Source organism: Nocardioides sp. NPDC023903, assembly GCF_040639295.1.
Classification (GTDB): domain Bacteria; phylum Actinomycetota; class Actinomycetes; order Propionibacteriales; family Nocardioidaceae; genus Nocardioides.
In genome coordinates this window covers 69,629-94,027 of sequence record NZ_JBEZZS010000006.1, presented here as the reverse complement: position 1 = coordinate 94,027, position 24,399 = coordinate 69,629, and the positions used below count along the sequence as shown (strand labels likewise).

The window sequence follows — 24,399 nt, the reverse complement described above, 5'->3', positions numbered from 1 at the left end:
AGTAGAACGTGACGCTCGACACATTTTGGCTAATAGCGATATGACTGTCGCCATGCCTCCGCTCGACAGCCAGATCGCTGACCTGCTCACCCTCTTCGCGAAGGGCCAGCCCCTGGAGTCCTTCGACCCGCCGACGGCACGAGCGCTCTACCGTGCGTTGGGCGAGGGCATCCCACTTCCACCAGTCGGATCGGTGGAGAGCGCGGTGGTCCCAGGGCCGGCCGGCGACCTGGACGTACGCATCTACCGGCCCACGACGGAGGGGCCGCTGCCCACGATCGTGATGTTCCACGGCGGCGGCTGGGTCGTCGGCGACCTCGACACCCACGAGGACCAGGCCCGCAACCTCTCCACCATCTGTGACGCCGTGGTCGTCGCGGTCGACTACCGGCTCGCCCCCGAGCACCCCTTCCCCGCCGCCTACGACGACGCGCTGACCGCCGCTCGCTGGGTCAGCGACAACGCCGCGACGCTCGGCGGTGACGGCCGGGTCGCGGTCGCCGGCGACAGTGCCGGCGGCAACCTGTCGGCCGTGGTCGCCCAGGCCTTCCGCGACGAGGGGCGCGAGCTCGCCGGCCAGCTGCTGATCTACCCGGGGACCGACATGACCAGCGGCTACCCGTCCTATGCGGAGAACGGCCACGGCTACTTCCTCGAGCTGCCGACGATGAAGTGGTTCTCCGACAACTACGTGGGCGACGCCGACCGCGCCGACCCGCGGCTGAGCCCGATCAAGGGCAACCTCGAGGGTCTGGCACCGGCGGTCGTGGTGACCGCGGAGTTCGACCCGTTGCGCGACGAGGGCATCGCGTACGCCAAGGCGCTGGAGAGCTCGGGGGTCCCCACGACCTACCACCACTGCGACGGACTCATCCACGGCTTCTTCGCCATGGGCCAGCACTCGCAGGCGGCACAGCTCGCGATCGAGGAGACGTGTGCGCTGTTCAGGACCGTGCTCCACGGGTGATCCGGGACTCCCCCGAGAGGTGAGCCAAGACACACCGTCAAACCAGGGGTATTCCTGATGACCGTCGATTGACGATGGTCCAGACTGGGCCGCATGCCGATTGCTGCCCAGGTGCCCTCCTTTCTACGGGCGATGACGCGACCGCTGACCGAGCGCGTCCGCAAGCTTGCCCTGCAGTTCGCGATGCGGGGCAAGGAGTCGCCGATTCCCGACATCACCACGCTGCGCAAGATCCCCGAGCACCTGACCTTCCCGCTGCGCCGTGACGGCGTCGACCCGGTGCCGCTGCTCGCCGAGAGCCGCGAGCAGGCGCCGGTCGCCAAGCTCGGCTCGGTGCTCGGTCTCGACATCGTGCTGGTCACCGGGCACGCCGAGTCCAAGCACGTCCTGGCAGACAAGAACGCCTACTCCAACGACATGCGCCACCTGCTCGGCACCCGCAAGCGCACCGACGCCGAGGGCATCGGTGGCCTCGGCATGACCGACCCGCCCGACCACACCAAGCTCCGCGGCCTGCTGACCCCGGAGTTCACCATGCGCCGCCTTGGTCGTCTCACCGACATGATCGACCGGATCGTCACCGACGCCCTCGACGACATGGAGTCCCACGGCCCCGAGGTCGACCTGGTCCAGCACTTCGGCTTCGAGATCCCGTTCCGGGTGATCTGCGAGCTGCTCGGCATGCCCGAGGACGTACGCGAGGAGTTCCACAAGCTCGGCATGGCCCGCTTCGACCTCTCGGAGGGTGGCGCCGGATCCTTCGGCGCCGCGACCGAGACCAGGACGTTCCTCATCGAGCAGGTCCGCCAGCAGCGCGCCAACCCCGGCGACGGCATGATCGGCGAGATCATCCGCAACAAGGGCGCGGAGTACGACGACGTCGAGCTCGGCGGCCTCGCCGATGGCGTCTTCCTCGGCGGCTACGAGACCTCCGCCTCGATGCTCTCCATGGGCGCCTACGTCCTGATGCAGAACCCGGAGGCGTACGAGATCCTCCGCTCCGGCGACAGGGCCGAGGTCGACAAGGTCGTCGAGGAGCTGCTCCGCTACCTGTGCCCGGTGCAGCTCGCCTTCCCGCGGTTCGCCCGCGAGGACCACGATCTCTTCGGCGTACCGATCAAGAAGGGCGCCGTCGTCCTGGTCAGCCTCACCGGCGCCAACCGCGACCCCGCGGTCATGCCGAAGCCGGAGCAGTTCGACCTCCGCAACGCCGACACCATGCACTTCGCCTTCGGCCACGGCATGCACCGCTGCGTCGGCGCCGAGCTGGCCCGCATGGAGCTCCGCGCGGCGCTGACCGGCCTGGCCCGCCGCTTCCCCGACCTGGCCATGGCCACCGACGACCCCGGCGACCTCGGCTGGCGCGACCTCTCCGTCGTCTACAGCCTCGACCGCCTCCCGGTCCGACTGGCCAAGGACCCTGTCCCGGCCTGATCACGCCCAGATGAGGAAGATGACGACCAGCTCGATCAGCAGGAAGCCGTAGATCCACAGGCAGATCCACTCGCAGGTGGCCCCTGAAGCCCCCGGGATCGCGGCGACTGCTGCGCCGATGCCCGGCGCAACAGCGAGCAGCCACCACACCAGACGCAGGTCCACAACCAAGATCACGAGGGCCAGCCCGAGGCACACCAACGTGGCCAAACTGCTCGCGTAGGGCAAAGAGACGACGCGGTTCATGACAACACCCGCGACGACTCCGACGGCCAGAAACACGACGATCGACCCCACGAAGGCAGCGACAGCGTCCACGCCAGGATTGGTCTGCGAGGAGTGCCAGAGCGGCCATGCGGCCGCCAGCGCCATGGCAGCGGCGATCAGCCACGCGACGTACGAACGGATGACGTTGCCATACCAGGTTGGGTGCGCTCTGCTCACCCAACGAGCCTGGCCACCCCCGTAGGTCGCCACATCCGCACGGATACTCAGATTTGCGCCTGGACCGGTCGCCAGGAACCATCCCGGCTCGCCAAGGACCCGGTCCCGGCCTGATCTCTCTCAGCCGTTCCGGCGCTGAGGTACCGGCTCCTCACTGATCGCCACGGCGATCCAGGGCGCCAGGACGTACGCCGGGATCGCCAGCAGCGGCAGGCTCGTCATCGGGGTCGCGATGATCACGAAGGCGGCCCCGGTGCAGAATCGACCGAGCCCGGAGCGCATGCTCAGGTACGCCCCGACCACCGGCCCGATCAGCCCCACGACGACCATCACCGGCACGCTCATCAGCCGCGACAGCTCGATCCCGGAGCTCGTGACGGCAAGGTAGACAGGCAGCACCGTCACCAGGCTCAACAGCGCGGCGACGCCCCAGGCCTTGTAGGAGCGGGCCAGGCGCTGGCGGTTCGTCAGCGCGGGGGTCGTCATCGCGGGACTGGTCATGGACGGAGTCTGGCAGCGCACCCCGCGCGACTGGCCGCGAGACGCGCGAGATGGCGGATACCGGCATCTGGACCGTTCAGGAGCGGCGGGTCTCCAGGACGCGGAAGCCCTTGGCGCTGCCGATGCGGGTGGTGGGGTAGCCCTGCTCTGTGATCCAGCGCTGCAGCGAGTCGCCACCGAGGTTCTTGCCGACGACCATGACCGCTCGGCCGTCAGGGGCCAGACGCGGGAGCCAGGTCAGGAGCAGCTCGTGGAGGGCCGGCTTGCCGATCCGGATCGGCGGGTTGCTCCAGATCTCGTCGTACGTCGTCTCCGGGTCGACCTCGGCCGGCACTGCGGCGCGATACCGATCCCCCAGACCCAGCTTCGCCGCGTTCTCGTTGGCCAGCAGGACCGCGCGCTCGTTGACGTCGACCCCGGTGACGTACGCCTCCGGCACCGCGAGACCCAGGGCGAGCCCGATCATGCCGTAGCCGCAGCCGAGGTCGAGGACCCGTGCGCCGGGCTTCAGTGAGGGCGGCTCGGTCTCCTTGAACAGCACCGAGGTGCCGATGTCGAGGCGTCCCTTGGCGAAGACCCCCGACCCCGAGACCAGCGAGAGATCCATGTCCCACACGGTCGTCGAGACGGGGATCCGCTCGAAGGGCACCGACGGGTCGGCGGAGAAGTAGTGCTCGTCATCGGTCCCGGTCAAGCTCGCTCGCCTCTCTGCGATTCATGGTGCGTTCGTGCTGGGCCGCCAGCATCTCGTCGGGCGGGTACGCGACCTCTTCGAGGGTCAGGCCGTTGGCCGGCGCGATCGGGATCGACGAGGACCGCGAACGCGAGGCCAGCGACTCCTTGGCCCAGGTGACGTCCTTGCGGCCCTCACCGATCACCATCAGGCACCCGACCAGCGAGCGCACCATGGAGTGGCAGAAGGCATCGGCGAGGACGGTCGCCTCGATGATCCCGTCGGGGCGCCGTTCCCAGCTGAGCTGGCGCAGATCGCGGATCGTGGTCGCGCCCTCGCGCGGCTTGCAGAAGGAGGCGAAGTCGTTGAGCCCGATGAGGTCGGCGGAGGCGACGTTCATCAGCGCCAGGTCGAGCGGGCGCGTCCGGTAGAGCACGTGCCCGCGCTGCAGCGGGTCGACGTACGCCGGGTCGTCCACGATCCGGTAGACGTAGCGTCGCCACAACGCCGAGAACCGGGCGTTGAAGCCCACCGGCGCCTCGACGGCGGCACGAACGCGCAGGTCGGCGGGGAGGATCCCGTTCAAGCGGCGCACCAGTGAGTCGATCGGCGACTGCTCGGACCGTCCCCGCGAGGACTCGAGCACCTCGGCGCCGATGTCGAAGTGGGCGACCTGTCCGCGGGCGTGCACACCCGAGTCAGTACGACCAGCGACCGTCACCCACACCTGGGACCGCTCCCCCGTCGCCGGCACCCGCAGCGCGGTCGCCAGCGCGTTCTGGAGCTCCCCCTGGACGGTGCGCAGCCCCGGCTGGGTCGCCCAGCCGTGAAACATGGTGCCGTCGTAGGCGAGGTCGATCCTGATGCGCACGGGCCCATTCTCGCAGCGACAACGTCGTTTGCCAGACTCGGCGCATGCGCTACGTGATCTTCGGTGCCGGGGCTGTCGGTGGGGTAACCGGCGGGCTGCTGCACCGTGCAGGTGTCGACGTCACTCTCGTGGCTCGCGGCGAGCACCTCCGGGTGATCCGCGAGCAGGGCCTCACCCTCGACACCCCCGACGGCTTGCTCACCCTCGACGTACCCGCCGTCGAGGACGCGAGCCAGATCGCCTGGACCGAGGACACCGTCGTGCTCCTCAGCGTCAAGGGCCAGCAGACCGAGGCCGCGCTCGAGGACCTGGCTGCATACGCTCCGCCGGACACGCCGGTCGTAGCGATGCAGAACGGCGTCGCGAACGAGCCGCGGATCCTGCGCCGCTTCGCCCGGACGTACGCCATCCACGTCGTCCTCCCCGCCACCTTCCTGACCCCGGGCGTGGTCGTCCAGGACTCCCGCAACAAGCCCGGCATCCTCGACATCGGCCGCTATCCCACCGGCGTCGACGAGACTGCCACCGCAATCGCGAACGACCTGGTCAAGGCGGGTTTCCTGAGCGAGCCGTGTGCCGACATCATGGCCTGGAAGCACCGCAAGCTCCTCAACAACCTCGGCAACGGCATCGACGCCGCGATCGCCCCCGGCCCCCATGACGAGGAGATCTACGCCCGCTGCCTGGCCGAGGCGGAGGCCGCCCTCGCTGCCGCTGGCATCAGCGTCGTGACGGCAGACCAGGACCGTACGCGGCGAGCCGACCACATCACCGGACGCGGCCGTGCCAACAACAGCTCGACCTGGCAGAGCCTCACCCGCGGCACCGGCGTCGAGATCGACTACCTCTCCGGCGAGATCGTGCTGCTCGGTCGCCTCCACGGCGTCCCGACCCCGGCCAACGAGGCCATCCAGCGCGCGGTCCACGACATCGCCCGCACCGGCGCCGAGCCCGGTAGCCTCGACGGCGCCACCTTCCTCGCCAGCCTCTGATGGCCGATCGTTGAAACCCCTTCGCTGAAAGGGGTGGTCAGGCATGCAGCGAGTCCGGCAGGCTGCCTGCCATGAGCCACGCCGCGCCGCCTCCCCCGCCGCCCCCGACGCCGCTGCCACCGACCCACGCCACCGGGTCCGCCCCTCGATCGACCATGGGCGCCACCATCGCCGTGATCGTCGCCGTGCTGATCCTGCAGATCGCGATCGCCCTGATCGGGTTCGCCCTGACGTACTTCCTCGGCGGCACGATCGCCAGCATGTCCATCTCCAACATCGTGACCATCGTGCTCAACGCGCTGCTGTACGCCGTGGTGGCAGGTGGCGCAGCGTACATCGCCCGCACCCCGACGGGCCAGCTCCTCGGCATCGTGCTGCCGATGCTCTCCTGGCTGTTGAGCACGGTGTTCTGGTACGGCCTCATCAGACTGCTGGACTTCTACAACCCAGCCGTCATCGGCTTTCTCGGACCGCTGTTCCTCATGCTGGTGCTGGCCGGCTGGGGATGTGCTGCCTGGGCCGGCCGTCGTTGGCTGATCGGGCTGCCCATCACCTACGTGCTGCTCATCGTGGTGCAGGTGCCGCTGTCGCTCGCGCTGGCGCCGGCCATGTCGCTCGACAACATCGCCGCCGCGCAACTGCTCTCGGCCCTCTCGACCGTCGCGACGACCGTGGTCATGGTGGTCGGCGGAGTCATCTGCTGGCTGCTGGCCCGATCCGAGCCGGTCGCCGGAAAATGACAGTGGCCCGTCACCCTCGCGGGTGACGGGCCACAGTTCAGAACCAGATCAGGCCTTGGCCTCGTCCGTGGTGGTCTCCTCGGCGGGAGCCTCCTCGGCAGCAGCCTCGGTCTCGACGACCTCGGTCTCGTCGGCGGCGGTCTCCTCGACCGGGGCCTCCTCGACGGGGGCCTCAACCGGAGCCGCGGCAGCCGGAGCAGCCTTGGTCTTCGGCTCGTAGGCCTCGTTGACGAGCTCGATCACAGCCATCGGAGCGTTGTCGCCCTTGCGGGGACCGATCTTGGTGATCCGGGTGTAGCCACCCGGACGCTCCGCGAACTGCTCGGCGATCTCGGTGAAGAGGGTGTGCACGACGGACTTGTCGCGGATGGTCTTGAGAACCTCGCGACGGTTGTGCAGGTCACCCTTCTTGGCCTTGGTGATCAGCTTCTCCGCGACGGGGCGGAGGTGCCGGGCCTTGGCCTCGGTGGTGGTGATGCGGCCGTTCTCGAACAGCGCGGTGGCGAGGTTCGAGAGGATCAGCTTCTGGTGCGCGGGCGAGCCGCCGAAACGGGCACCCTTCTTCGGGGTAGGCATCGTGCCTGCTCCTTCTCTCCGGCCGTATCAGGTACCGGGGTAGACGCCCCTCACGGGGCGGTTTTGGTGGAAACTCAGTACTGCTCGTCCTCGACGAACGCGTCGTCGTCATCGTCGCCGTAGGCGGCGAGGGCGGCGGACGGGTCGAAGCCCGGAGCGCTGTCCTTGAGGGACAGGCCCATCTCGTGCAGCTTCAGCTTGACCTCGTCGATCGACTTGGCGCCGAAGTTGCGGATGTCGAGCAGGTCCTGCTCCGAGCGCGAGATGAGCTCACCCACGGTGTGGATGCCCTCGCGCTTGAGGCAGTTGTAGGAGCGAACGGTCAGCTGCAGGTCCTCGACCGGGAGGGCGAGGTCGGCGGCGAGCTGCTCGTCGACCGGCGACGGGCCGATGTCGATGCCCTCGGCGTCGACGTTCAGCTCGCGGGCCAGCCCGAAGAGCTCGACCAGGGTCTTACCGGCCGAGGCGATCGCGTCGCGGGGAGCGATCGACGGCTTGGTCTCGACGTCGATGACGAGCTTGTCGAAGTCGGTGCGCTGCTCGACACGGGTGGCCTCGACCTTGTAGCTGACCTTGAGGACCGGCGAGTAGATCGAGTCGACCGGGATGCGGCCGATCTCGTTCTCGGCGCCCTTGTTCTGGACGGCGGAGACGTAGCCACGGCCACGCTCGACGACGAGCTCGAGCTCGATCTTGCCCTTGTCGGACAGCGTCGCGATCTTCAGGTCGGGGTTGTGCACCTCGACACCGGCCGGCGGCGCGATGTCGGCAGCGGTGACGTCACCGGCACCGGACTTGCGCAGGTACATGGTGACGGGCTCGTCGTGCTCCGAGGAGACGACCAGACCCTTGAGGTTGAGGATGATCTCGGTGACATCTTCCTTGACGCCCTCGATGGTCGAGAACTCGTGGAGGACGCCGTCGATCTTGATCGAGGTGACCGAAGCACCGGGGATCGAGGAGAGCAGGGTGCGGCGAAGAGAGTTGCCCAGCGTGTAACCGAAGCCCGGCTCGAGGGGCTCGATCACGAAGCGGGAGCGGAACTCCTCGACGGACTCTTCCGACAGGGTGGGGCGCTGTGCGATAAGCACTGATTTGTCCTTTCCGGGCCGACCGCTATTTGACGGACCCGAACTTCAAGGGGTGATGACGGAAGGCTGTGGGGGCGGCAAGGCCCCGGCGTACGTCTTCTGTGAAGTTTGAACGCCGGGGACTCACCGTGGTTACTGCGTGGGTCTGATCAGAGCTTCGAGTAGTACTCGACGATCAGCTGCTCCTGGACCGGGACGTCGATCTGAGCCCGGACGGGGAGCTGGTGAACCAGGATGCGCATCCGGTTCGGGACAGCCTCGAGCCAGGCCGGGACGACGCGCTCGCCGTGGGTCTCGCGAGCCACGATGAACGGGGTCATCTCCAGCGACTTCTCGCGAACGTCGATGACGTCGTGAGCCGAGACCTGGAACGAAGGCACGTTGACCTTCTTGCCGTTGACCAGGAAGTGGCCGTGAACGACCAGCTGGCGGGCCTGGCGGCGGGTGCGGGCGAAGCCGGCACGGTAGACGACGTTGTCCAGGCGGCCCTCGAGGAGCACCAGGAGGTTGTCGCCGGTCTTGCCACCGCGGCGGTGGGCCTCGGCGTAGTAGGAAGCGAACTGCTTCTCCATCACGCCGTAGGTGAAGCGAGCCTTCTGCTTCTCACGAAGCTGGAGGAGGTATTCGCTCTCCTTGATGCGGCCGCGGCCGTGCTGGCCGGGAGGGTAGGGGCGCTTCTCGAACGCCGCGTCGTTGCCGACAAGGTCGACACCGAGACGGCGCGACTTGCGGGTCATGGGTCCGGTGTAACGGGCCATTACTCTTCAGTCTCCTTCTATGTCTCGGTGGGGATCAAACGCGGCGGCGCTTGGGCGGACGGCAACCGTTGTGCGGGGCCGGCGTGACGTCCTGGATGGTGCCGACCTCGAGGCCGATCGCACCCAGGGAGCGGATCGCGGTCTCGCGGCCCGAGCCCGGGCCCTTCACGAAGACGTCGATCTTCTTCATGCCGTGGTCCATCGCGCGACGGCCAGCGGCCTCCGCGGCCATCTGAGCGGCGAACGGGGTGGACTTACGCGAGCCCTTGAAACCGACGGTGCCGGCCGAGGCCCACGAGATCACCGCACCGGTCGGGTCGGTGATCGTGACGATCGTGTTGTTGAACGTGCTCTTGATGTGGGCCTCGCCCTGAGCGACGTTCTTCTTCTCCTTGCGACGAACCTTCGTCGCACCCTGTCGGGTCTTCGGAGGCATGCATTAACTCCTGTGTTGGCTGGTCTGTGAGATCGAGGCGAAAGCCGGATCAACGCTGCCCGGAAAAATCCGGTACAGGCGTCGGATCACTTGGCCTTCTTCTTGCCGGCGACGGTGCGCTTCGGGCCCTTGCGGGTGCGAGCGTTGGTCTTGGTGCGCTGGCCGCGGACCGGAAGGCCCTGACGGTGGCGGCGACCCTGGTAGCTGCCGATCTCGATCTTGCGACGGATGTCAGCCTGGACCTCACGACGGAGGTCACCCTCGGTCTGGATGCCCTGGGCTTCGATCTCGTCACGGAGCTTGACCAGCTCGTCCTCAGCCAGAGCGTGCACCCGGGTGTTCGGGTTGACGCCGGTGGCCTCGAGGAGCTTCTGCGAGGTGGTACGGCCGATGCCGTAGATGTAGGTGAGAGCGATCTCCACACGCTTGTCGCGCGGAAGATCAACACCTTGGAGGCGTGCCATTGTGTTCCTTACGTTTCGACAGAGGTGTCGGTCGGGTCGCGCCCCGGGGTGGCACCCTCGGGCTCCGGCCTCTGCTCCGGAGGTGACTTCGGACGTACGTACGTGTCCTAGCGACTCGATGCGAATATTCAGTTGTTGCTGCGAGCTGGGCTCAGCCCTGGCGCTGCTTGTGGCGCGGGTTCTCGCAGATCACCATGACGCGGCCGTGGCGACGGATCACCTTGCACTTGTCACAGATCTTCTTCACGCTCGGGTTGACCTTCATGTCAGCCCTTTCTTGATCGTCGGCTGGCTACTTGTACCGGTAGACGATCCGACCGCGCGTCAGGTCGTAGGGAGACAGCTCCACCACCACGCGGTCCTCAGGAAGGATCCGGATGTAGTGCTGTCGCATCTTGCCGCTGATGTGGGCGAGAACCTTGTGTCCGTTGCTCAGCTCCACACGGAACATGGCGTTGGGGAGGGCCTCCACTACGGTGCCCTCGATCTCGATCACGCCTTCTTTCTTCGGCATGCCCTCTGCAATCTGTTGGTCGGTCATCTACCGTTCAAACCACGGATCGGATGACCCGCGGGCGGTCCGGGAACCTCTCCGAATGTTCGGAGTGGACCTCGTGAAGCCATCTGCATGTCTCACCCGCGAGCGCACAGAAGCGCGCTGACCGGGCAGCCGCGAGGCACGACGAGACAGACCCACGTTGGACCGACTACCAAGCCTAGACCCCTAGAACAGCATTGCCCTAATCGTCAAGCCCGGGTGGCCGCGTCCGCCTGAGCGACCTCTGCGACGTACGCGAGCGCCGCCTCCGGGTCGCCGAGGAACGGTCCGAGATCCTCGGGGTGCGGGAACAGCCGGGTGAATCGGTCCGCCACGGCCTGGTGCTGTGTGGCCGCGCCGAGCACCTGCTGCACGTGGTCGGGAAGCGGGTTGAGCAGCGCGTCGGTCAGACCGGTCGAGTGCTGGGCACGGGTCTCCCAGAAGGTCTCGAAGGTCGCCTGCATCCACTCGGGGTCGAACGGCTGGTCGCCGCGGTCCAGGATGGCCTGGGTGTAGATCCCGGCGCAGTGGGCGGCGTTGTTGGAGCCCTGGCCCGCGATCGGGTCGTTGACGACGACGACGTCGCCCATGCCGAAGACGAAGGTGTCGTCCGCGACCTCGGCGTACGGCTTGCGGATCGTGCCGGTGAAGGCGCCCGAGAGCGAGGCGCGGGCGTCGGTGGGCTCGCAGTCCAGCATCAGCTCGCCCTCCCACGGCATGTGCTCGAGCATCACGTGCTGCAGCCGGCGCAGGTGCTCGTCGGGGCGGGGGCGGTCCCAGAAGCAGTCGAAGGGGCCGTCGGGGATCGCCTCGACGAATGCGACCCGGCTCGGCCCGAACTGGGTCAGAGCGCTGATCACGAACAGCTCCCCCACCCCGGGCGCGACGTTGATCCGCATGCTCCCGGCCGGGAAGTCGTCGGGTTCGACCATGCCGTGGAGGTAGATGGCCGAGAGCGCGCGGCCGGGGGTGTCGTACTTGGACCGGACCGGGTCGCGGTCGAACAGCTCGACGATCTCGCCCTTGCCGGCCGCGATCAGGGTCAGCTCGTACATCGACGCGAGGCCGGCCAGGTCGGAGGTCATCACCGGGTGGTAGATGATCCGGCCGCCTCGGTCCTCGAACAGCTCCAGCCAGGAGGACATCTTCAGGCGCTGGTCGACGGACATGGCGTACGGCTCCCAGGGCCCGTCGAACTTGAGCGCGCGGACCCCGGGCTCCGGGCTGACCGAGATGCCGACCGCGGGGATGCGCGGCGCCTCGTCCTCCCACAGGTTGAGGTCGTAGACGCGCTCGTACTGCAGCGCAGGGTCGAACATGACCTGCGTCGACGTCGGCCAGCCGTCGCGCAGCTCATCGGGCGTACGCGCGGACATGACCGTCACCTCGTAGCCCTCGGCCTGGAGGCTGAGAGCGAGCTGCATGCCCGCCTGTCCGGCGCCGACGATCAGGATCTTGCGCAATGAAACTCCTTCGGAGTGGGGACGCCCTCCGGGCTCAGGCGCGTGTGGGGGTGGTTTTCATCGTGTGCGAGAGGCAGGCGACCAGCGTCTTGGCCGTCGACCTGCGGTCGCGGGCGTCCACGGTCACCAGTGGCGTCCGCTCGTCGAGGCAGAGCGCGTCGCGCACCTTCTCCAGGGAGTGGGTCAGCTTCCCGTCGAACAGGTTGACCGCCACGATGAACGGGACGTCGGTGTCGTTCTCGAAGTAGTTGACCGCCGGGAAGGACGCGTCGAGCTGGCGGGTGTCGACGAGTACGACGGCACCGCTGGCGCCGCGGCACAGGTCGTCCCACATCGGCCAGAACCGGGGCTGGCCCGGGGTGCCGAACAGGTAGAGCAGCAGGTCGGGAGCGAGGGTGACCCGGCCGAAGTCCATCGCGACGGTGGTGGTCGTCTTGGCGCTCGCGTCCGAGAGCGGGTCCACCGACTCACCGGCCTGCGTCATCCACGCCTCGGTGTTGACCGGCGGGATCTCTGAGACCGAGGCGACCAGGGTCGACTTCCCGACGCCGAACCCTCCCGCGATCACGAGCTTTGCAGAGGTGACGGTCAGTGCCGGGCGGTCAGCCGAGCTCGGAAAGGCCATCGATAACTCTCTTCAACAGACGGTGGTCGAACGGGGAGTCGTAAGCCCCCTCATTGATCTGCAGGTGCTCGGTCGAGGCAAGATCCTCGAGCAGCACGCGCGTCACCCCGAGTGAGATTCCGCAGTGTGCGGACAGCTCCGCGACCGACTGTGGCCCGAGGCGCACGCGGTCGTAGAGCCGGCGCGACTCGGGCGTCAGCTTGGCGGCCGCGCGCGCGTCGAAGTGCGCCGCCGAGACCAGCGTGTGCACGTACAGCTGGTGGTTGGTCTTGGTGCGGCCGCCGGTGAGCACGTACGGACGTACCCAGGGGTTCCGACTCACGCGCGCTCCCCCGCCATCGAGCTGACCGTCATCTGGCGCAGCTCGTCGCGCATCTGGGGGGTGAGTACGTGGCCGACGGCGTCGACCATCTGGGCCATCTTGTGGGCGACTACGCCGAGGTTGGCACCGGCGCCGACGAGGACAGCGAAGCCCGCGAGGTCACCGATGCCCATGAAGAGGAAGTGTCCGGTGTGGAACTTCAACATCACCTGGTCACAGCCGGGCTCGCCCACCTCGCGTGCGATGTTGTTGCCGAGACTGATCACTCCGGCCGTCATCGCGGCGAGCGGGTCGGCGACGTTGGCGGACATACCGCCGGCACCGATCAGCGGGAGTCCGTCGGAGGAGACGATGAGCGCATGGGTCACACCTGGGGTGGAGCTGGCGAAGTTGTCGATCAGCCAGCTGAATTCCTTGGGGTCGCGGGGGACGACCGGGCTTTCCATTACGAAAGGGTTCCTTTCACTGCTGGGTCTTAGCTACCAAGGGAGAACGCGTCGAGATCGTCGGCGAAGGAGTGCCGGGCCGCCGACTGGTCCTCGGGCGAGGACTCATCCATCTGCGGTCCAACGGCTGCTTCGGGCACGGTCTGCTTGCTGCGCAGGCTGACCGGCTCCCGGCGCGGGAGCGCGCCCGACTCTACTGGGCCACTCTGCTCAGCGGGCACGGAGGCCTCGTTCGTCTCATCCGTCCCATCCGTCTCACCGGGAATCGGGAGCGGCGTCTTCATGGTGTCGGCGGAGATATCCGGCGACGGCTGCTCGGTGGGCGGCGGCGCGAACTGGGCCGCCGGCTGCTGGATCGCAGGCTGCTGCCCGGTCTGTGGTGCGACCTGGTGCGCGGCCGGTGGCACCGGCCGGCGCACGGGCTCGAGCGAGGACGGTCGCGTCTCCATCCGCGCGGGCTGAGCAGCCGGCTGCGGTACGGAATGGGGTCCCCGCCGCCGCGGAGCCGGAGGCAGGACCGCGACGCTGCTCGCGCTCGAGGCCCTCGGCAGCTCGGCAGGCTCGAGCGGCGTGACCGGCAACTCGCAGAGGAGCTGGGCCGGCACCGTCACCATCGCGATCATCCCGTTGCCGGGCGCGGGGCGGGTGGCGAGGCGTACGTCGATGTCGTACTTGCGGGCGATCCGGTGCACCACCGGGAAGCCGGTGTGGCTCCCGGACTTGCTGACCAGCTCCACGATCGGACCCGCCAGCAGCGCGTTGAGGCGCCCCACCGACCGCTCCGGGATGCCGATGCCGGTGTCCTCGATGCGGAACAGCACGTCGCCTGCGTCGGCCAGGTGGACGTTGACCGTCACCGCACCCGGGGAGTACTTGGTCGCGTTGTCCAGCAGCGCGGCGATCAGGCAGGAGACGTCGTCGGCGGCGTAGCCGATGACGGCGAGGTCGCTCACCCGGCCGATCGTGACCTGGTTGTAGCGCTCGATGCCCGACAGCGCCATCCGGATGATGTCCAGCAGCGAGGTGTCGATGCCGCCCATCTCGTCCTCGGCGCGGCCGGCGAGCGTACGCATGTCGCGGCTCGCGCGCCGCATGCGGGTGACGGCGTGGTCGACCTCATAGAGCTGCTTCAGCCGGTCGGGGTCGTCCTCGTCGGCTTCGAGCCCGTCGAGCGAGATCCGCATCTGCTCGGCGAGGCTGATCAGGTGGAGCCCGAACTGCTCCATGATCTCGGGCCAGGCCTCTTCCTCTTCCACCTGTAGGGGTGGTGGCGTGGAGGAGATCTGTGGCATGGCGGGGTTCGATGGCATCGGGGGAAAGGGCACGGCCTGACCCCCGGTCGGAGGGAATGAGCGAGCAAGACCCGGATCTGACTGCTCAGCGAGCGTCGCAGTCTGGGGCCCCCGGCGCTTCAACCAGCGCAGGCTCCAGCGTGTCATGAGGCGGCACTTTCAAATGTGGAGAAGGAAACAGAGCGGTGATCAGACTGGCACAACCGGTGCGCGAGCGCAGAGTTACGCACCCAGAAGCAGACAGTGTCCTAGGTCCCTCGTCCCAAGTGGTTCAGGCGCGCCGTCACCTCGCGACGAGGTGCCCTGATCCTACGGGGCCACCCAACTCAGCCGGCCAGCAGGCGCAGCGTCTCCTCACGGGCCGGCGCGGTGCGCGGGTCCGTCCCCTCGTACGCCGATCCGACCGGGTTCACCATGACCTCGTCCACGCCGTACTCCTCGGCCATCCCGGCCAGCCGCGCCTTCGCGTACGCAGCCGAGCCGATGATCCACCGGCCACGCATCGTGTCGACCAGGCCCTGGTGGGCTTCGGGGATCTCCGTCTTCTCTGCCTCGTCGATGCTGGGCTGCGCGGTCAGCGGCTGACCGGTGCGCAGCTTCAGCATGGTCAACAGCTGGGGCAGCGCCCGGCGGTCGGCCTCCTCGGAGGTCTCGGCCACGCTCGCGTTCACGGTCAGGAACGTCTTCGGCTCGCTGAGGAGCTCGGAGGGCTGGAAGGTCGAGCGGTAGAGCTCGATCATCGCCTTGGTGTCGGTGCCGTTGCCGGCGAAGTGGTGGGCGAAGACGTAGGGCAGGCCCTTCTCGGCGGCCAGACGCGCGGAGTAGTCGGAGGAGCCGAGCAGCCAGAGCTCGGCGACCGACGCGGCCGACGGGGTCGCGTGCAGCACGTGCTGCCGGCCGCCGGCCATCAGCCCGACGCCCTCGGGCGCCATCATGGCGACGATGTTGTCGAGGTACTCCGGGAAACGGTTGACCGCGTCGTCGCTGACCCCACCGGCGCCGTGACGCAGCGCCCAGGAGGTCACCGGGTCGGTCCCCGGCGCGCGGCCGATGCCGAGGTCGATCCGTCCCGGGAACGCCGCCTCGAGCAGCGAGAACTGCTCAGCCACCACCAGCGGTGCGTGGTTGGGCAGCATCACTCCCCCGGATCCGACCCGGATCCGCTCGGTCACGCCGGCCACCAGCGAGATCAGCACCGGCGGATTGGTCGACCCGACCGCCGGCATGTTGTGGTGCTCGGCGAGCCAGTAGCGCTCGTACCCGAGCTCGTCGGCCACCTTCGCCAACGACAGCGTCGCGGCCAGGGCATCTGCGGAGGACTGGTCCTTACGGACCGGGACGAGGTCGAGAACGCTCAGCTTCACGTGAAGTCTCAACCCGCCCCGGGCCGTCGGTTATTCCGGCGGCAGCAGCGCGCGCAGGCCGTCGGCGACTGCCGAGCGCCACCAGGCGTAGTCGTGGCCGCCGTTGTGCTCGGCGGAGGTGACGTCGATCCCAGCGGCACGCAGACGGTCGACGAGGTCATGGTGGAGCTCGTCGAGGACCCACTCCTGGGTGCCGTGCGCCAAGTGCACGCGGGTCTTCGCGTCCGCCGTGACCGCGTCCGCGAGGTCGTCGAGCCACAGCGAGGCGGACTGGCTGGCGACACCGTGGATGTACTCGGGGTAGGTCAGACCGGCACGCAGCGCGGTGACGCCGCCGAGGCTCTGGCCCACGACGTACGTCTCCTCGGTGACGGCACGACGCTCACGCACCCACGGCAGCAGCTGGTTGACGATGTAGTCGGCACCCTCGCCGCCGGCGAGCTCCTCCCACCGCTTGTCGCGGCCGCCGGAGGCGGGCAGGACGCAGCGTACGTGGCGGAGGTGGCCGTCGGCGATCAGGTTGTCGAGCGTGGTGGGCAGCGAGTGGTGGTCGGTCCAGATCTCACCGTCGAGAGCGATCACGAGCGGCAGATCGACGTTGAGATCGGCGCCGGCGGGGTCATAGAGCCAGACGTCGCGGCCGTCGGGGCCCGCTTCCAAAGTGACCGTGCCGGCGACGACGTCATCGCGGCGGAAGAGCCACGGCTGCAGCGGAGCATCGGGCAGGGAGACGACCGACTGCTTGATGCCCTGGCGGTTGTGGCACCAGTCGGGGTTGAGCGGGTCGAGGTAGCCGCGGTGCAGCACGGCACGCAGCTCGACCTGGCCGCCGCTCTCCCACGGGGCCGGCTCGCCGGGGTGCTTGCACAGGAAGGAGTACGAGGCCCGCCAGTCGCCCTTCATCAGGAACGAGGCGTGCCACAGGTCGGTGCCCGCCTTCCGCTCGAGCATCGTCTCGGCGAGATGACGCTCGTCGGTCAGCCGGTTGGCGAAGAGGAGCACCTCTTCGGCCTCGTCATCGCGCCAGCAGAAGGTGACGATCACGTCGTCGTCTGCTGCGCCGGCGCCCGTCTCCTCGACAAGCGGAAGCGAGGTGGCGATCTGGTCCCAGAACATGTCGATGTCCTCAGGACTGAGGCGGTCGATGATCGCGCTTCGCGTCCGTGCTGATGGATTGGGTCGCGCCGCCGTTGGTGGTCGCAACTGCGTACTCATCCGGTTCTTCCTCCCGAGTACGGGGCTCTCTCTGTCCCCGCGGGCTGACCAAGTTACTCACAGTCGGGGCCGACACGCGAGATGCCGAGGTCCCTTTCTCTGTCAACTGATAGGTGATGTCGCATATCCGCTAGTCAAACGCGTGGATAAGCGGCATTCGTTCAGTTTCCTATCAGTTTTCGGTCCGCATGTCGGCACAGATCGCGACCGCGCCGAGGAATCCGGAGCCCTCCCACTGGGTGAGCCGGACCTCTCCGATCTGGTCCGCCGGAGCATCGCCGGACGGCCCGCCGGAAAGCACATCGAGGCGCCGCGCCGCCGCCATGCTGCCGTGGCCGGCCTTGACCAACGCCTCCTTGCGCACCCACAACCGCATGAACGCGTACGCAGCATCGTCCTGCCCCGCCACCCAGGCCACCTCGCGCGGCGAGAGCGCCCGATCGGGCCCGCGCGAGATCTTCTCGACGTCGATGCCGCAGCGTCGGGTGGCTGCGACCGCGGCGACCTGACCGCGGGCGTGGCTGAGGCTCACCCGGACATCGGCACCGGCCACAGACGGGGCTCCGTGCTCGGTGCTGTCGCACCGAGCGCAGCGCTGCTCGATCACGATCTCCTCGCGCGAGGTGCCGAGCAGCGTCGCGGCGCACTCGCGCACGAGGACGTGCGCGGCGGCGTACGCCTGCTTGTCGGCATCGGCGACCAGCCGCTCGTGGCGCGCCCGCTCCGCGGTGGTGAGCAGCCCGAGATCGGCGTCGACCTCAGCCACTGCGGCGAAGCGCACGATCTCGGTCATCGCGCGGCTCAGTGACCGCCCCAGGGCACCCCGAGCTTGCCGAGCATCTCCTCGCCACCGTCGAGCGCGGTGAGCACCCAGGCGCCGTCGGAGGTGAGCGCGAAGGTGTGTTCGAAGTGGGCCGCCCAGGAGCCGTCGTCGGTCACGACGGTCCAGTCGTCATCCAGGGTGGTGACCTCTGGGCCGCCGAGGGTGAGCATCGGCTCGATGGCGAGCGCGATGCCGCGCTGCAGCTTGGGGCCCTTGCCGGGCTTGCCGTAGTTGAACACCGACGGCTCCATGTGCATCTCGGTGCCGATGCCGTGGCCGCTGAAGTCCTCGAGGATGCCGTAGTCGCCCTGGGAGTCGACGTAGGTCTCGATGGCGTGCGAGATGTCGGTGACCCGTCCGCCGAGGCGGGCAGCGGCGATGCCGTGCCACATGGACTCCTCGGTGACGCGCATCAGCTCGGAGACCTTCTCGGGCACCGAGCCCATGGCCACCGTGATCGCGGCGTCGCCGTGCCAGCCCTCGACGATCGCGCCGCAGTCGATGGAGATGATGTCGCCCTCGGCGAGCACCCGGGAACCCGGGATGCCGTGGACCACGACCTCGTCGACCGAGGCACAGATCGAGCCCGGGAAGCCGTGGTAGCCCTTGAACGACGGGACGCCACCCCGGGACCGGATCGAGTCCTCGGCGATGGCGTCGAGCTCGAGAAGGGTGACTCCGGGCCGCGCGGCGGCCCGGAGCACCTCGAGCGTCTCGCCGACCACGAGGCCGGCCTTACGCATCTTCTCGATCTGCTCAGGGGTCTTGATCTGGACCTTGTTCAAGAAGCCCACTGCTCCCCCGTTGCGTACAAGATATTTGTTTCAGGACTCAGGGACGATGTCGAGCTCGTCGAAGATCCGCTTGGTGACGTCGTCGACGTCGCCCATGCCGTCGATCTCGTGGACCAGGCCGCGACCCTTGTAGACCTCGATCAGCGGCGCGGTCTCCTCGAGGTAGACCTCCTGGCGACGGCGGATGACGTCCTCGGTGTCGTCGGCGCGACCCTCGAGCTCGGCACGCTGCAGCAGCCGCTGCACGATCTCGTCCTTGTCAACCGTCAGCACGACCACTGCGTCCAGCGCGTGGCCGGTGTACTTGATCATCCCGTCGAGCTCCTCGACCTGCGCGAGCGTGCGCGGGTAGCCGTCGAGCAGGAATCCCTGGGATGCGTCGGGCTCGTCGATGCGGTTGCGGACCATCAGGTTCGTGAGCGAGTCCGGGACGTACTCTCCCTTGTCCATGTAGGACGCTGCCTCGACACCCAGGGGCGTGCCCTGGGAGACGTTGGCGCGGAAGATGTCGCCGGTCGAGATCGCCGGGATCTCGAAGTGCTCGGCAATGAACTTCGCCTGGGTGCCCTTACCGGCTCCCGGCGGGCCCATGATGATGAGTCTCATCGGAGGAACCCTTCATAGTTGCGCTGCTGGAGCTGGCTCTCGATCTGCTTCACCGTGTCGAGGGCGACGCCGACCATGATGAGGATCGAGGTGCCGCCGAACGGGAAGTTCTGGTTCGCGTTGATGAGCGCCAGCGCGATCAGCGGGATGAGCGCAACCAGACCGAGGTAGAGCGAGCCCGGCAGTGTGATACGGGACAGAACGTAGGACAGGTAGTCCTCGGTCGGCTTCCCGGCCCGAATTCCTGGGATGAAGCCGCCGTACTTCTTCATGTTGTCGGCGACCTCCGGCGGGTTGAAGGTGATCGACACGTAGAAGTAGGTGAAGAAGATGATCAGCGCGAAGTACGTCGCCATGTAGACCGGGTGGTCACCCTGGACGAAGTAGTTGTTGATCCAGTCGACCCACACCGGCGGGTTCTGCGCGTTCTGGTTGAACTGCGCCGCCATCGCCGGCAGGTAGAGCAGCGACGAGGCGAAGATGACCGGGATGACACCGGCCTGGTTCACCTTGAGCGGGATGTAGGTCGAGGAGCCACCGAACATCTTCCGACCGACCATGCGGCGGGCGTACTGAACCGGGATCCGGCGCTGGGCCTGCTCGATGAAGATGACCGCCGCCATGATCGCCAGACCGATGACGATGACGATCGCGAAGGTCCACCAGCCCTTGTCGTTCTTGACCGCCCACATGGTGGCCGGGAAGGTGGCGACGACCTGGGTGAAGATGAGGATCGACATACCGTTGCCGATGCCGCGCTCGGTGATGAGCTCGCCGAGCCACATGATGACCGCGGTGCCGGCGGTCATGGTGATGACCATGACCAGGAAGGTGGCGGTGCCGTCGTCGTGCAGCAGCGGCTGGGTGCAGCCCTGGAGCAGGTCGCCGGAGCGGGCCAGCGCGACGATGCCGGTGGCCTGCAGAACCGCGAGACCGAGGGTCAGGTAGCGGGTGTACTGCGTGATCTTCGTCTGCCCGGCCTGGCCCTCCTTCTTGAGGCGCTCGAGGCGGGGGATCACCACGACCAACAGTTGCAGGATGATGCTCGCGGTGATGTACGGCATGATGCCGAGCGCGAAGATCGTCAGCTGCAGCAGCGCGCCACCGGAGAAGAGATTGACCAGGTTGTAGAGGCCGGCGCTGTCACCGGTCTGAGCCGCGTCAAGACACTGCTGGACGTTCGCGACGTGAACACCAGGAGCCGGGATCTGGGACCCAGCCCTGAAGATCACGACGATGAAGAGAACGAAGAGCAGCTTCTTGCGCAGGTCCGGAGTACGGAACGCTGATGCGAACGCGCCAAGCACGAATGGTTCCTCTTTCGACAATCAGGGGTCGCAGGGCCTGCGCCGATGCGAAAACCCGTGGCAGCCTAACAGCCTCCACGGCAGTCCTTACACGTAGGGCTGAAACAGCAGGAGCGCGGGCGGGACCCCGAAGGGGCGACCCGGCCGCGCTCCCACGTGACAGGCTCTACGTTAGTAGAACTGTCAGAGAACCGTGACAGTTCCGCCAGCGGCCTCGATCTTCTCCTTGGCAGTGCCGGAGAAGGCGTTGGCGCTGATCTCGACCTTGACGGTCAGGTCACCCTGGCCCAGGACCTTGACCGGGTGGCCCTTGCGGACGGCACCCTTCTCGATCAGGGTCTCAGGGGTGACGACGCCACCCTCGGGGAAAAGCTCGTTGAGCTTGTCGAGGTTGACGACCTGGAACTCCACCTTGAAGGGGTTCTTGAAACCCTTCAGCTTGGGGAGTCGCATGTGCATCGGGGTCTGGCCACCCTCGAAGTAAGCGGGGACCTGGTAACGGGCCTTGGTGCCCTTGGTACCACGGCCGGCCGTCTTACCCTTGGACGCCTCACCACGACCCGCACGGGTCTTGGCCTTCTTGGCACCGGGAGCCGGCGCCAGGTTGTGCACCTTGAGTGCCATATCAGTCGACCTCCTCGACCGTCACCAGGTGACGGACGGTCTGGACCATGCCGCGGATCTCCGGGCGGTCCTCCTTGACGACCACGTCGCCGATCCGCTTGAGACCGAGCGTACGCAGGGTGTCTCGCTGGTTCTGCTTCAGACCAACGAGGCCCTTCTTCTGCTGGACCTTCAGCTGCGCCATCAGGCCGACACCTCCACGGTGGGAGCCGCAGCCTCGGCCTGCGCCTTGAGCAGCGCCTCCGGGGCGACGTCCTCAACGGGGAGACCACGGCGGGCGGCGACAGCCTCAGGCGTCTCGAGCATCCTGAGGGCCTCCACCGTCGCGTGGACGATGTTGATCTGGTTGGACGAACCGAGCGACTTGCTCAGTACGTCGTGGATGCCGGCGCACTCCAGGACGGCGCGCACCGGACCACCGGCGATGACACCGGTACCAGGGGCGGCCGGACGGAGAAGGACCACACCAGCGGCCTTCTCACCCTGCACCGGGTGGGGGATCGTGCCCTGGATGCGGGGAACGCGGAAGAAGTGCTTCTTCGCTTCCTCGACACCCTTGGCGATCGCCGCGGGAACTTCCTTTGCCTTACCGTAGCCGACGCCGACCAGACCTTCACCGTCACCGACGATCACAAGGGCGGTGAAGCTGAAGCGACGACCACCCTTCACGACCTTGGCAACTCGGTTGATCGCGACGACCTTCTCGATGTAGGCGGTCTTGTCGGCGCTCTGGTTGCGACGATCGTCGCGACCTCGGCGCTCGCCACCACGCTGTCCGCGCTGGGCTCCGCTCATCAGACTTTCCTCTTCTCTCGTTCGATCGTTGCGATCAGAAGGTCAGACCGGCCTCGCGCGCGCCATCGGCGAGCGCGGCGACACGGCCGTGGTACTTGTTGCCGGCACGGTCGAAGACGACAGTCTCCACACCAGCGGCCTTGGCACGCGACGCAACCAGCTCGCCGACCTGCTTGGCCTTGGCGGTCTTGTCACCGGAGGCCGACCGCAGGTCGCCCTCGATGGTCGAAGCCGAGGCAAGCGTCTTGCCGGCCAGGTCGTCGACGACCTGGGCGGTGATGTGCTTGGCCGACCGGGTCACGACGAGGCGCGGGCGCTCCGGCGTACCCTCGATCTTCTTGCGACCGCGGGCCTGACGACGCAGGCGCGAGCGGACACGGGAAGCGGTGTGCTTGTTGTTCGACAGCGAGATGGCCATCACTTACCAGCCTTTCCGACCTTGCGGCGGATGTTCTCGCCGGCGTAACGAACGCCCTTGCCCTTGTAGGGCTCCGGCTTGCGCAGCTTGCGAATGTTGGCCGCAACCTCACCGACGAGCTGCTTGTCGATGCCGACGACACCGAGCTTGGTCGGACCGTCGGTGGTGAAGGTGATGCCCTCGGGCGCGTCGAAGACGATCGAGTGGGAGTAACCCAGCTGGAACTCCAGCTTGGTCGGGCCCTTCGACAGCACGCGGTAACCCACGCCGACGATCTCGAGCTTCTTCTCGTAGCCCTCGGTGACACCCAGGACCATGTTGTTGATCAGCGTGCGGGACAGGCCGTGCAGGGCCTTGTTGTCCCGGCTGTCGTCGGGGCGCTTGACGTCGAGGACGCCACGGCCCTCGTCGTCCTGGCCCTTTTCGACGGTGATCGGGTCGACCACGGTGTGCGACAGGGAGCCCTTGGGGCCCTTGACGCTCACGACCTGGCCGTCGATGGTGACGTCCACGCCGGCCGGAACCGGGACGGGGAGCTTGCCAATACGCGACATTTCTTCTCTCTCCCTTCCCTGATTACCAGACGTAGGCGAGGACTTCCCCACCTACGCCCTTCTTGTTCGCCTGGCGGTCGGTCAGCAGACCCTGGCTCGTCGAGATGATCGCGACGCCGAGGCCGCCGAGCACCTTCGGGAGACCGGTGTGCTTCGCGTAGACACGCAGACCGGGCTTGCTGATGCGGCGTACGCCGGCAATCGAGCGCTCACGGTTGCGGCCGTACTTGAGGGTGATGGTCAGGGTCTTGCCGACCTGGCCCTCGGTGGGCTCCAGCACCTCGTACTTGGTGATGTAACCCTCCTGCTGGAGGATCTCAGCGACGCCCTGCTTCAGCTTGCTGTACGGCATCGAAACCGTATCGTGGAACGCCTGGTTGGCGTTGCGCAGACGAGTGAGCATGTCTGCGATCGGGTCAGTCATCGTCATTGGCCGAACGGCCCTTTCTCGTAGTGGTTTCCTCACGACACAAAGTCATGAGGACCTTCAACGTCAGTGGTTGGAACGGTGATCGCTCACCAGGAGGACTTGGTGACGCCGGGCAGCTCACCGCGGTGGGCCATCTCACGCAGGCAGATACGGCACAGGCCGAACTTGCGGTAGACAGCCTTCGGGCGGCCGCAGCGCTGGCAGCGGGTGTAACCGCGAACCGCAAACTTCGGCTTGCGGGCGGCCTTCACCTTGAGAGCGGTCTTCGCCATCTCAGTTCTCCTTGAACGGGAAGCCGAGCGCCTTGAGCAGCGCGCGACCCTGGTCGTCGTTGGTGGCAGTCGTCACGAGGGTGATGTCCATGCCCCGCGAGCGGTCGATCTTGTCCTGGTTGATCTCGTGGAACATGACCTGCTCGGTGAGACCGAAGGTGTAGTTGCCGTTGCCGTCGAACTGCTTGCCGTTGAGGCCGCGGAAGTCCCTGATGCGGGGCAGCGCGAGCGAGAGCAGGCGGTCGAGGAACTCCCACATGCGGTCGCCGCGCAGCGTGACGTGCGCACCGATCGGCATGCCCTCACGCAGCTTGAACTGCGCGATGGATTTCTTCGCCTTGTTGATCAGCGGCTTCTGGCCGGTGATCGCGGTCAGGTCGTTGACAGCGCCCTCGATCAGCTTGGAGTCGCGAGCAGCCTCGCCCACACCCATGTTGACGACGATCTTGGTCAGACCGGGGATCTGCATGACATTCGGGATCTCGAACTCGGCCTGCAGGGCCGGGGCGATCTCCTCGCGGTACTTCGTCTTGAGGCGCGGGGCCACAGCGGTGTCGGTCATGA

At 67.4% G+C, this 24,399-nt stretch carries 34 protein-coding genes; 4 read left to right on the top strand and 30 right to left on the bottom strand.

Translation table 11 applies throughout. From position 1 onward, the window contains the following. The first annotated feature begins 52 nt into the window (after nucleotides 1–52). Together AB0F44_RS09415 and AB0F44_RS09410 are read left to right on the top strand one after the other, a co-directional pair. Nucleotides 53–967: an alpha/beta hydrolase gene (locus AB0F44_RS09415; RefSeq protein ID WP_357354750.1), complete on the top strand. Its 915-nt coding sequence runs from the start codon at nucleotides 53–55 to the stop codon at nucleotides 965–967. A gap of 93 nt (nucleotides 968–1,060) precedes the next feature. Continuing rightward, nucleotides 1,061–2,401 (top strand): cytochrome P450, encoded by a 1,341-nt coding sequence (locus AB0F44_RS09410; RefSeq protein WP_357354748.1) that lies wholly within the window; start codon nucleotides 1,061–1,063, stop codon nucleotides 2,399–2,401. Here AB0F44_RS09410 and AB0F44_RS09405 read toward each other — a convergent pair whose 3' ends face one another. The 4 genes from AB0F44_RS09405 to truA form a co-directional block, all read right to left on the bottom strand. Further along, nucleotides 2,402–2,845: a hypothetical protein gene (locus tag AB0F44_RS09405; RefSeq protein WP_357354746.1), complete on the bottom strand. Its 444-nt coding sequence runs from the start codon at nucleotides 2,843–2,845 to the stop codon at nucleotides 2,402–2,404. It lies immediately after the preceding gene. A 120-nt stretch (nucleotides 2,846–2,965) separates the two neighbouring features. Continuing rightward, nucleotides 2,966–3,346: a hypothetical protein gene (locus tag AB0F44_RS09400; RefSeq protein ID WP_357354744.1), complete on the bottom strand. Its 381-nt coding sequence runs from the start codon at nucleotides 3,344–3,346 to the stop codon at nucleotides 2,966–2,968. A 76-nt stretch (nucleotides 3,347–3,422) separates the two neighbouring features. Next, a complete protein-coding gene (locus AB0F44_RS09395; RefSeq protein WP_357354742.1) occupies nucleotides 3,423–4,040 on the bottom strand; it encodes a methyltransferase in 618 nt (205 codons plus the stop codon). Continuing rightward, nucleotides 4,024–4,890 (bottom strand): tRNA pseudouridine(38-40) synthase TruA, encoded by an 867-nt coding sequence (gene truA / locus AB0F44_RS09390; protein WP_357354740.1) that lies wholly within the window; start codon nucleotides 4,888–4,890, stop codon nucleotides 4,024–4,026. The genes AB0F44_RS09395 and truA overlap by 17 nt, the downstream gene beginning before the upstream one ends. A gap of 44 nt (nucleotides 4,891–4,934) precedes the next feature. Here truA and AB0F44_RS09385 point away from each other — a divergent pair, with 44 nt between their 5' ends. Both AB0F44_RS09385 and AB0F44_RS09380 read left to right on the top strand, forming a co-directional pair. Next, the gene (locus AB0F44_RS09385; protein ID WP_357354737.1) at nucleotides 4,935–5,882 is read left to right on the top strand and encodes a 2-dehydropantoate 2-reductase; all 948 of its coding nucleotides are present in this window, start codon (nucleotides 4,935–4,937) and stop codon (nucleotides 5,880–5,882) included. 71 nt (nucleotides 5,883–5,953) lie between these two features. Further along, nucleotides 5,954–6,622: a hypothetical protein gene (locus AB0F44_RS09380; protein WP_357354736.1), complete on the top strand. Its 669-nt coding sequence runs from the start codon at nucleotides 5,954–5,956 to the stop codon at nucleotides 6,620–6,622. A gap of 48 nt (nucleotides 6,623–6,670) precedes the next feature. Here AB0F44_RS09380 and rplQ read toward each other — a convergent pair whose 3' ends face one another. The 26 genes from rplQ to rplE form a co-directional block, all read right to left on the bottom strand. Next, nucleotides 6,671–7,198 carry a 50S ribosomal protein L17 gene (rplQ, locus tag AB0F44_RS09375; protein WP_357354735.1) on the bottom strand — a complete coding sequence of 176 codons (528 nt, stop codon included), beginning with the start codon at nucleotides 7,196–7,198 and terminating at the stop codon, nucleotides 6,671–6,673. A 74-nt stretch (nucleotides 7,199–7,272) separates the two neighbouring features. Further along, the gene (locus tag AB0F44_RS09370) at nucleotides 7,273–8,289 is read right to left on the bottom strand and encodes a DNA-directed RNA polymerase subunit alpha (RefSeq protein ID WP_008361061.1); all 1,017 of its coding nucleotides are present in this window, start codon (nucleotides 8,287–8,289) and stop codon (nucleotides 7,273–7,275) included. Between the two features lie 149 nt (nucleotides 8,290–8,438). Then, nucleotides 8,439–9,047, bottom strand: a complete 609-nt coding sequence (gene rpsD / locus AB0F44_RS09365; RefSeq protein ID WP_141806200.1) for a 30S ribosomal protein S4 — start codon at nucleotides 9,045–9,047, stop codon at nucleotides 8,439–8,441. Between the two features lie 34 nt (nucleotides 9,048–9,081). Next, nucleotides 9,082–9,483, bottom strand: a complete 402-nt coding sequence (gene rpsK, locus AB0F44_RS09360) for a 30S ribosomal protein S11 (RefSeq protein ID WP_091052417.1) — start codon at nucleotides 9,481–9,483, stop codon at nucleotides 9,082–9,084. 86 nt (nucleotides 9,484–9,569) lie between these two features. Further along, the gene (rpsM, locus tag AB0F44_RS09355; RefSeq protein WP_008361056.1) at nucleotides 9,570–9,947 is read right to left on the bottom strand and encodes a 30S ribosomal protein S13; all 378 of its coding nucleotides are present in this window, start codon (nucleotides 9,945–9,947) and stop codon (nucleotides 9,570–9,572) included. A 151-nt stretch (nucleotides 9,948–10,098) separates the two neighbouring features. Then, the gene (rpmJ, locus tag AB0F44_RS09350; protein WP_008361054.1) at nucleotides 10,099–10,212 is read right to left on the bottom strand and encodes a 50S ribosomal protein L36; all 114 of its coding nucleotides are present in this window, start codon (nucleotides 10,210–10,212) and stop codon (nucleotides 10,099–10,101) included. Nucleotides 10,213–10,239: 27 nt separating this feature from the next. Beyond that, nucleotides 10,240–10,461 (bottom strand): translation initiation factor IF-1, encoded by a 222-nt coding sequence (gene infA / locus AB0F44_RS09345; protein WP_011757309.1) that lies wholly within the window; start codon nucleotides 10,459–10,461, stop codon nucleotides 10,240–10,242. Between the two features lie 233 nt (nucleotides 10,462–10,694). Then, on the bottom strand, nucleotides 10,695–11,948 hold the full coding sequence (locus tag AB0F44_RS09340) for a styrene monooxygenase/indole monooxygenase family protein (protein WP_357354732.1): 1,254 nt from the start codon (nucleotides 11,946–11,948) through the stop codon (nucleotides 10,695–10,697). Nucleotides 11,949–11,982: 34 nt separating this feature from the next. After that, complete coding sequence (locus AB0F44_RS09335; protein WP_141806202.1) at nucleotides 11,983–12,573, bottom strand: ATP/GTP-binding protein; 591 nt, start codon at nucleotides 12,571–12,573, stop codon at nucleotides 11,983–11,985. After that, on the bottom strand, nucleotides 12,551–12,895 hold the full coding sequence (locus tag AB0F44_RS09330; protein ID WP_350660634.1) for a DUF742 domain-containing protein: 345 nt from the start codon (nucleotides 12,893–12,895) through the stop codon (nucleotides 12,551–12,553). The genes AB0F44_RS09335 and AB0F44_RS09330 overlap by 23 nt, the downstream gene beginning before the upstream one ends. After that, nucleotides 12,892–13,341, bottom strand: a complete 450-nt coding sequence (locus AB0F44_RS09325; protein ID WP_091052410.1) for a roadblock/LC7 domain-containing protein — start codon at nucleotides 13,339–13,341, stop codon at nucleotides 12,892–12,894. Before AB0F44_RS09325 ends, AB0F44_RS09330 begins: the two co-directional genes overlap by 4 nt. 29 nt (nucleotides 13,342–13,370) lie before the next feature. Beyond that, nucleotides 13,371–14,597: an ATP-binding protein gene (locus AB0F44_RS09320; RefSeq protein ID WP_357354729.1), complete on the bottom strand. Its 1,227-nt coding sequence runs from the start codon at nucleotides 14,595–14,597 to the stop codon at nucleotides 13,371–13,373. Between the two features lie 362 nt (nucleotides 14,598–14,959). Beyond that, on the bottom strand, nucleotides 14,960–15,997 hold the full coding sequence (locus AB0F44_RS09315; protein ID WP_357354727.1) for an LLM class flavin-dependent oxidoreductase: 1,038 nt from the start codon (nucleotides 15,995–15,997) through the stop codon (nucleotides 14,960–14,962). A 30-nt stretch (nucleotides 15,998–16,027) separates the two neighbouring features. After that, the gene (locus tag AB0F44_RS09310) at nucleotides 16,028–17,113 is read right to left on the bottom strand and encodes an enterochelin esterase domain-containing protein (RefSeq protein ID WP_357354725.1); all 1,086 of its coding nucleotides are present in this window, start codon (nucleotides 17,111–17,113) and stop codon (nucleotides 16,028–16,030) included. Nucleotides 17,114–17,384: 271 nt separating this feature from the next. Next, nucleotides 17,385–18,005, bottom strand: coding sequence for a 4'-phosphopantetheinyl transferase superfamily protein (locus AB0F44_RS09305; RefSeq protein WP_357354723.1), 621 nt, complete (start codon nucleotides 18,003–18,005; stop codon nucleotides 17,385–17,387). An 8-nt stretch (nucleotides 18,006–18,013) separates the two neighbouring features. After that, nucleotides 18,014–18,829, bottom strand: a complete 816-nt coding sequence (gene map / locus AB0F44_RS09300; protein ID WP_357354721.1) for a type I methionyl aminopeptidase — start codon at nucleotides 18,827–18,829, stop codon at nucleotides 18,014–18,016. Nucleotides 18,830–18,859: 30 nt separating this feature from the next. Beyond that, nucleotides 18,860–19,435 carry an adenylate kinase gene (locus tag AB0F44_RS09295; protein ID WP_350660647.1) on the bottom strand — a complete coding sequence of 192 codons (576 nt, stop codon included), beginning with the start codon at nucleotides 19,433–19,435 and terminating at the stop codon, nucleotides 18,860–18,862. Next, nucleotides 19,432–20,742, bottom strand: coding sequence for a preprotein translocase subunit SecY (secY, locus tag AB0F44_RS09290; RefSeq protein ID WP_350660649.1), 1,311 nt, complete (start codon nucleotides 20,740–20,742; stop codon nucleotides 19,432–19,434). The genes AB0F44_RS09295 and secY overlap by 4 nt, the downstream gene beginning before the upstream one ends. Nucleotides 20,743–20,925: 183 nt before the next feature. Beyond that, nucleotides 20,926–21,366, bottom strand: coding sequence for a 50S ribosomal protein L15 (gene rplO / locus AB0F44_RS09285; protein WP_357354719.1), 441 nt, complete (start codon nucleotides 21,364–21,366; stop codon nucleotides 20,926–20,928). Between the two features lies 1 nt (nucleotide 21,367). Beyond that, nucleotides 21,368–21,550 carry a 50S ribosomal protein L30 gene (gene rpmD / locus AB0F44_RS09280; RefSeq protein ID WP_008361029.1) on the bottom strand — a complete coding sequence of 61 codons (183 nt, stop codon included), beginning with the start codon at nucleotides 21,548–21,550 and terminating at the stop codon, nucleotides 21,368–21,370. Then, nucleotides 21,550–22,161 (bottom strand): 30S ribosomal protein S5, encoded by a 612-nt coding sequence (gene rpsE, locus AB0F44_RS09275; protein ID WP_357354717.1) that lies wholly within the window; start codon nucleotides 22,159–22,161, stop codon nucleotides 21,550–21,552. The genes rpmD and rpsE overlap by 1 nt, the downstream gene beginning before the upstream one ends. Before the next feature lie 34 nt (nucleotides 22,162–22,195). Then, nucleotides 22,196–22,579, bottom strand: a complete 384-nt coding sequence (gene rplR / locus AB0F44_RS09270) for a 50S ribosomal protein L18 (RefSeq protein ID WP_008361025.1) — start codon at nucleotides 22,577–22,579, stop codon at nucleotides 22,196–22,198. Next, on the bottom strand, nucleotides 22,579–23,133 hold the full coding sequence (rplF, locus tag AB0F44_RS09265; RefSeq protein WP_355224291.1) for a 50S ribosomal protein L6: 555 nt from the start codon (nucleotides 23,131–23,133) through the stop codon (nucleotides 22,579–22,581). The genes rplR and rplF overlap by 1 nt, the downstream gene beginning before the upstream one ends. A gap of 22 nt (nucleotides 23,134–23,155) precedes the next feature. Then, nucleotides 23,156–23,563, bottom strand: coding sequence for a 30S ribosomal protein S8 (gene rpsH, locus AB0F44_RS09260; protein ID WP_179659690.1), 408 nt, complete (start codon nucleotides 23,561–23,563; stop codon nucleotides 23,156–23,158). Nucleotides 23,564–23,649: 86 nt separating this feature from the next. After that, complete coding sequence (locus AB0F44_RS09255; RefSeq protein WP_011757321.1) at nucleotides 23,650–23,835, bottom strand: type Z 30S ribosomal protein S14; 186 nt, start codon at nucleotides 23,833–23,835, stop codon at nucleotides 23,650–23,652. A 1-nt stretch (nucleotide 23,836) separates the two neighbouring features. Beyond that, nucleotides 23,837–24,397, bottom strand: coding sequence for a 50S ribosomal protein L5 (gene rplE, locus AB0F44_RS09250; RefSeq protein WP_091052391.1), 561 nt, complete (start codon nucleotides 24,395–24,397; stop codon nucleotides 23,837–23,839). Between the last annotated feature and the right edge of the window lie 2 nt (nucleotides 24,398–24,399).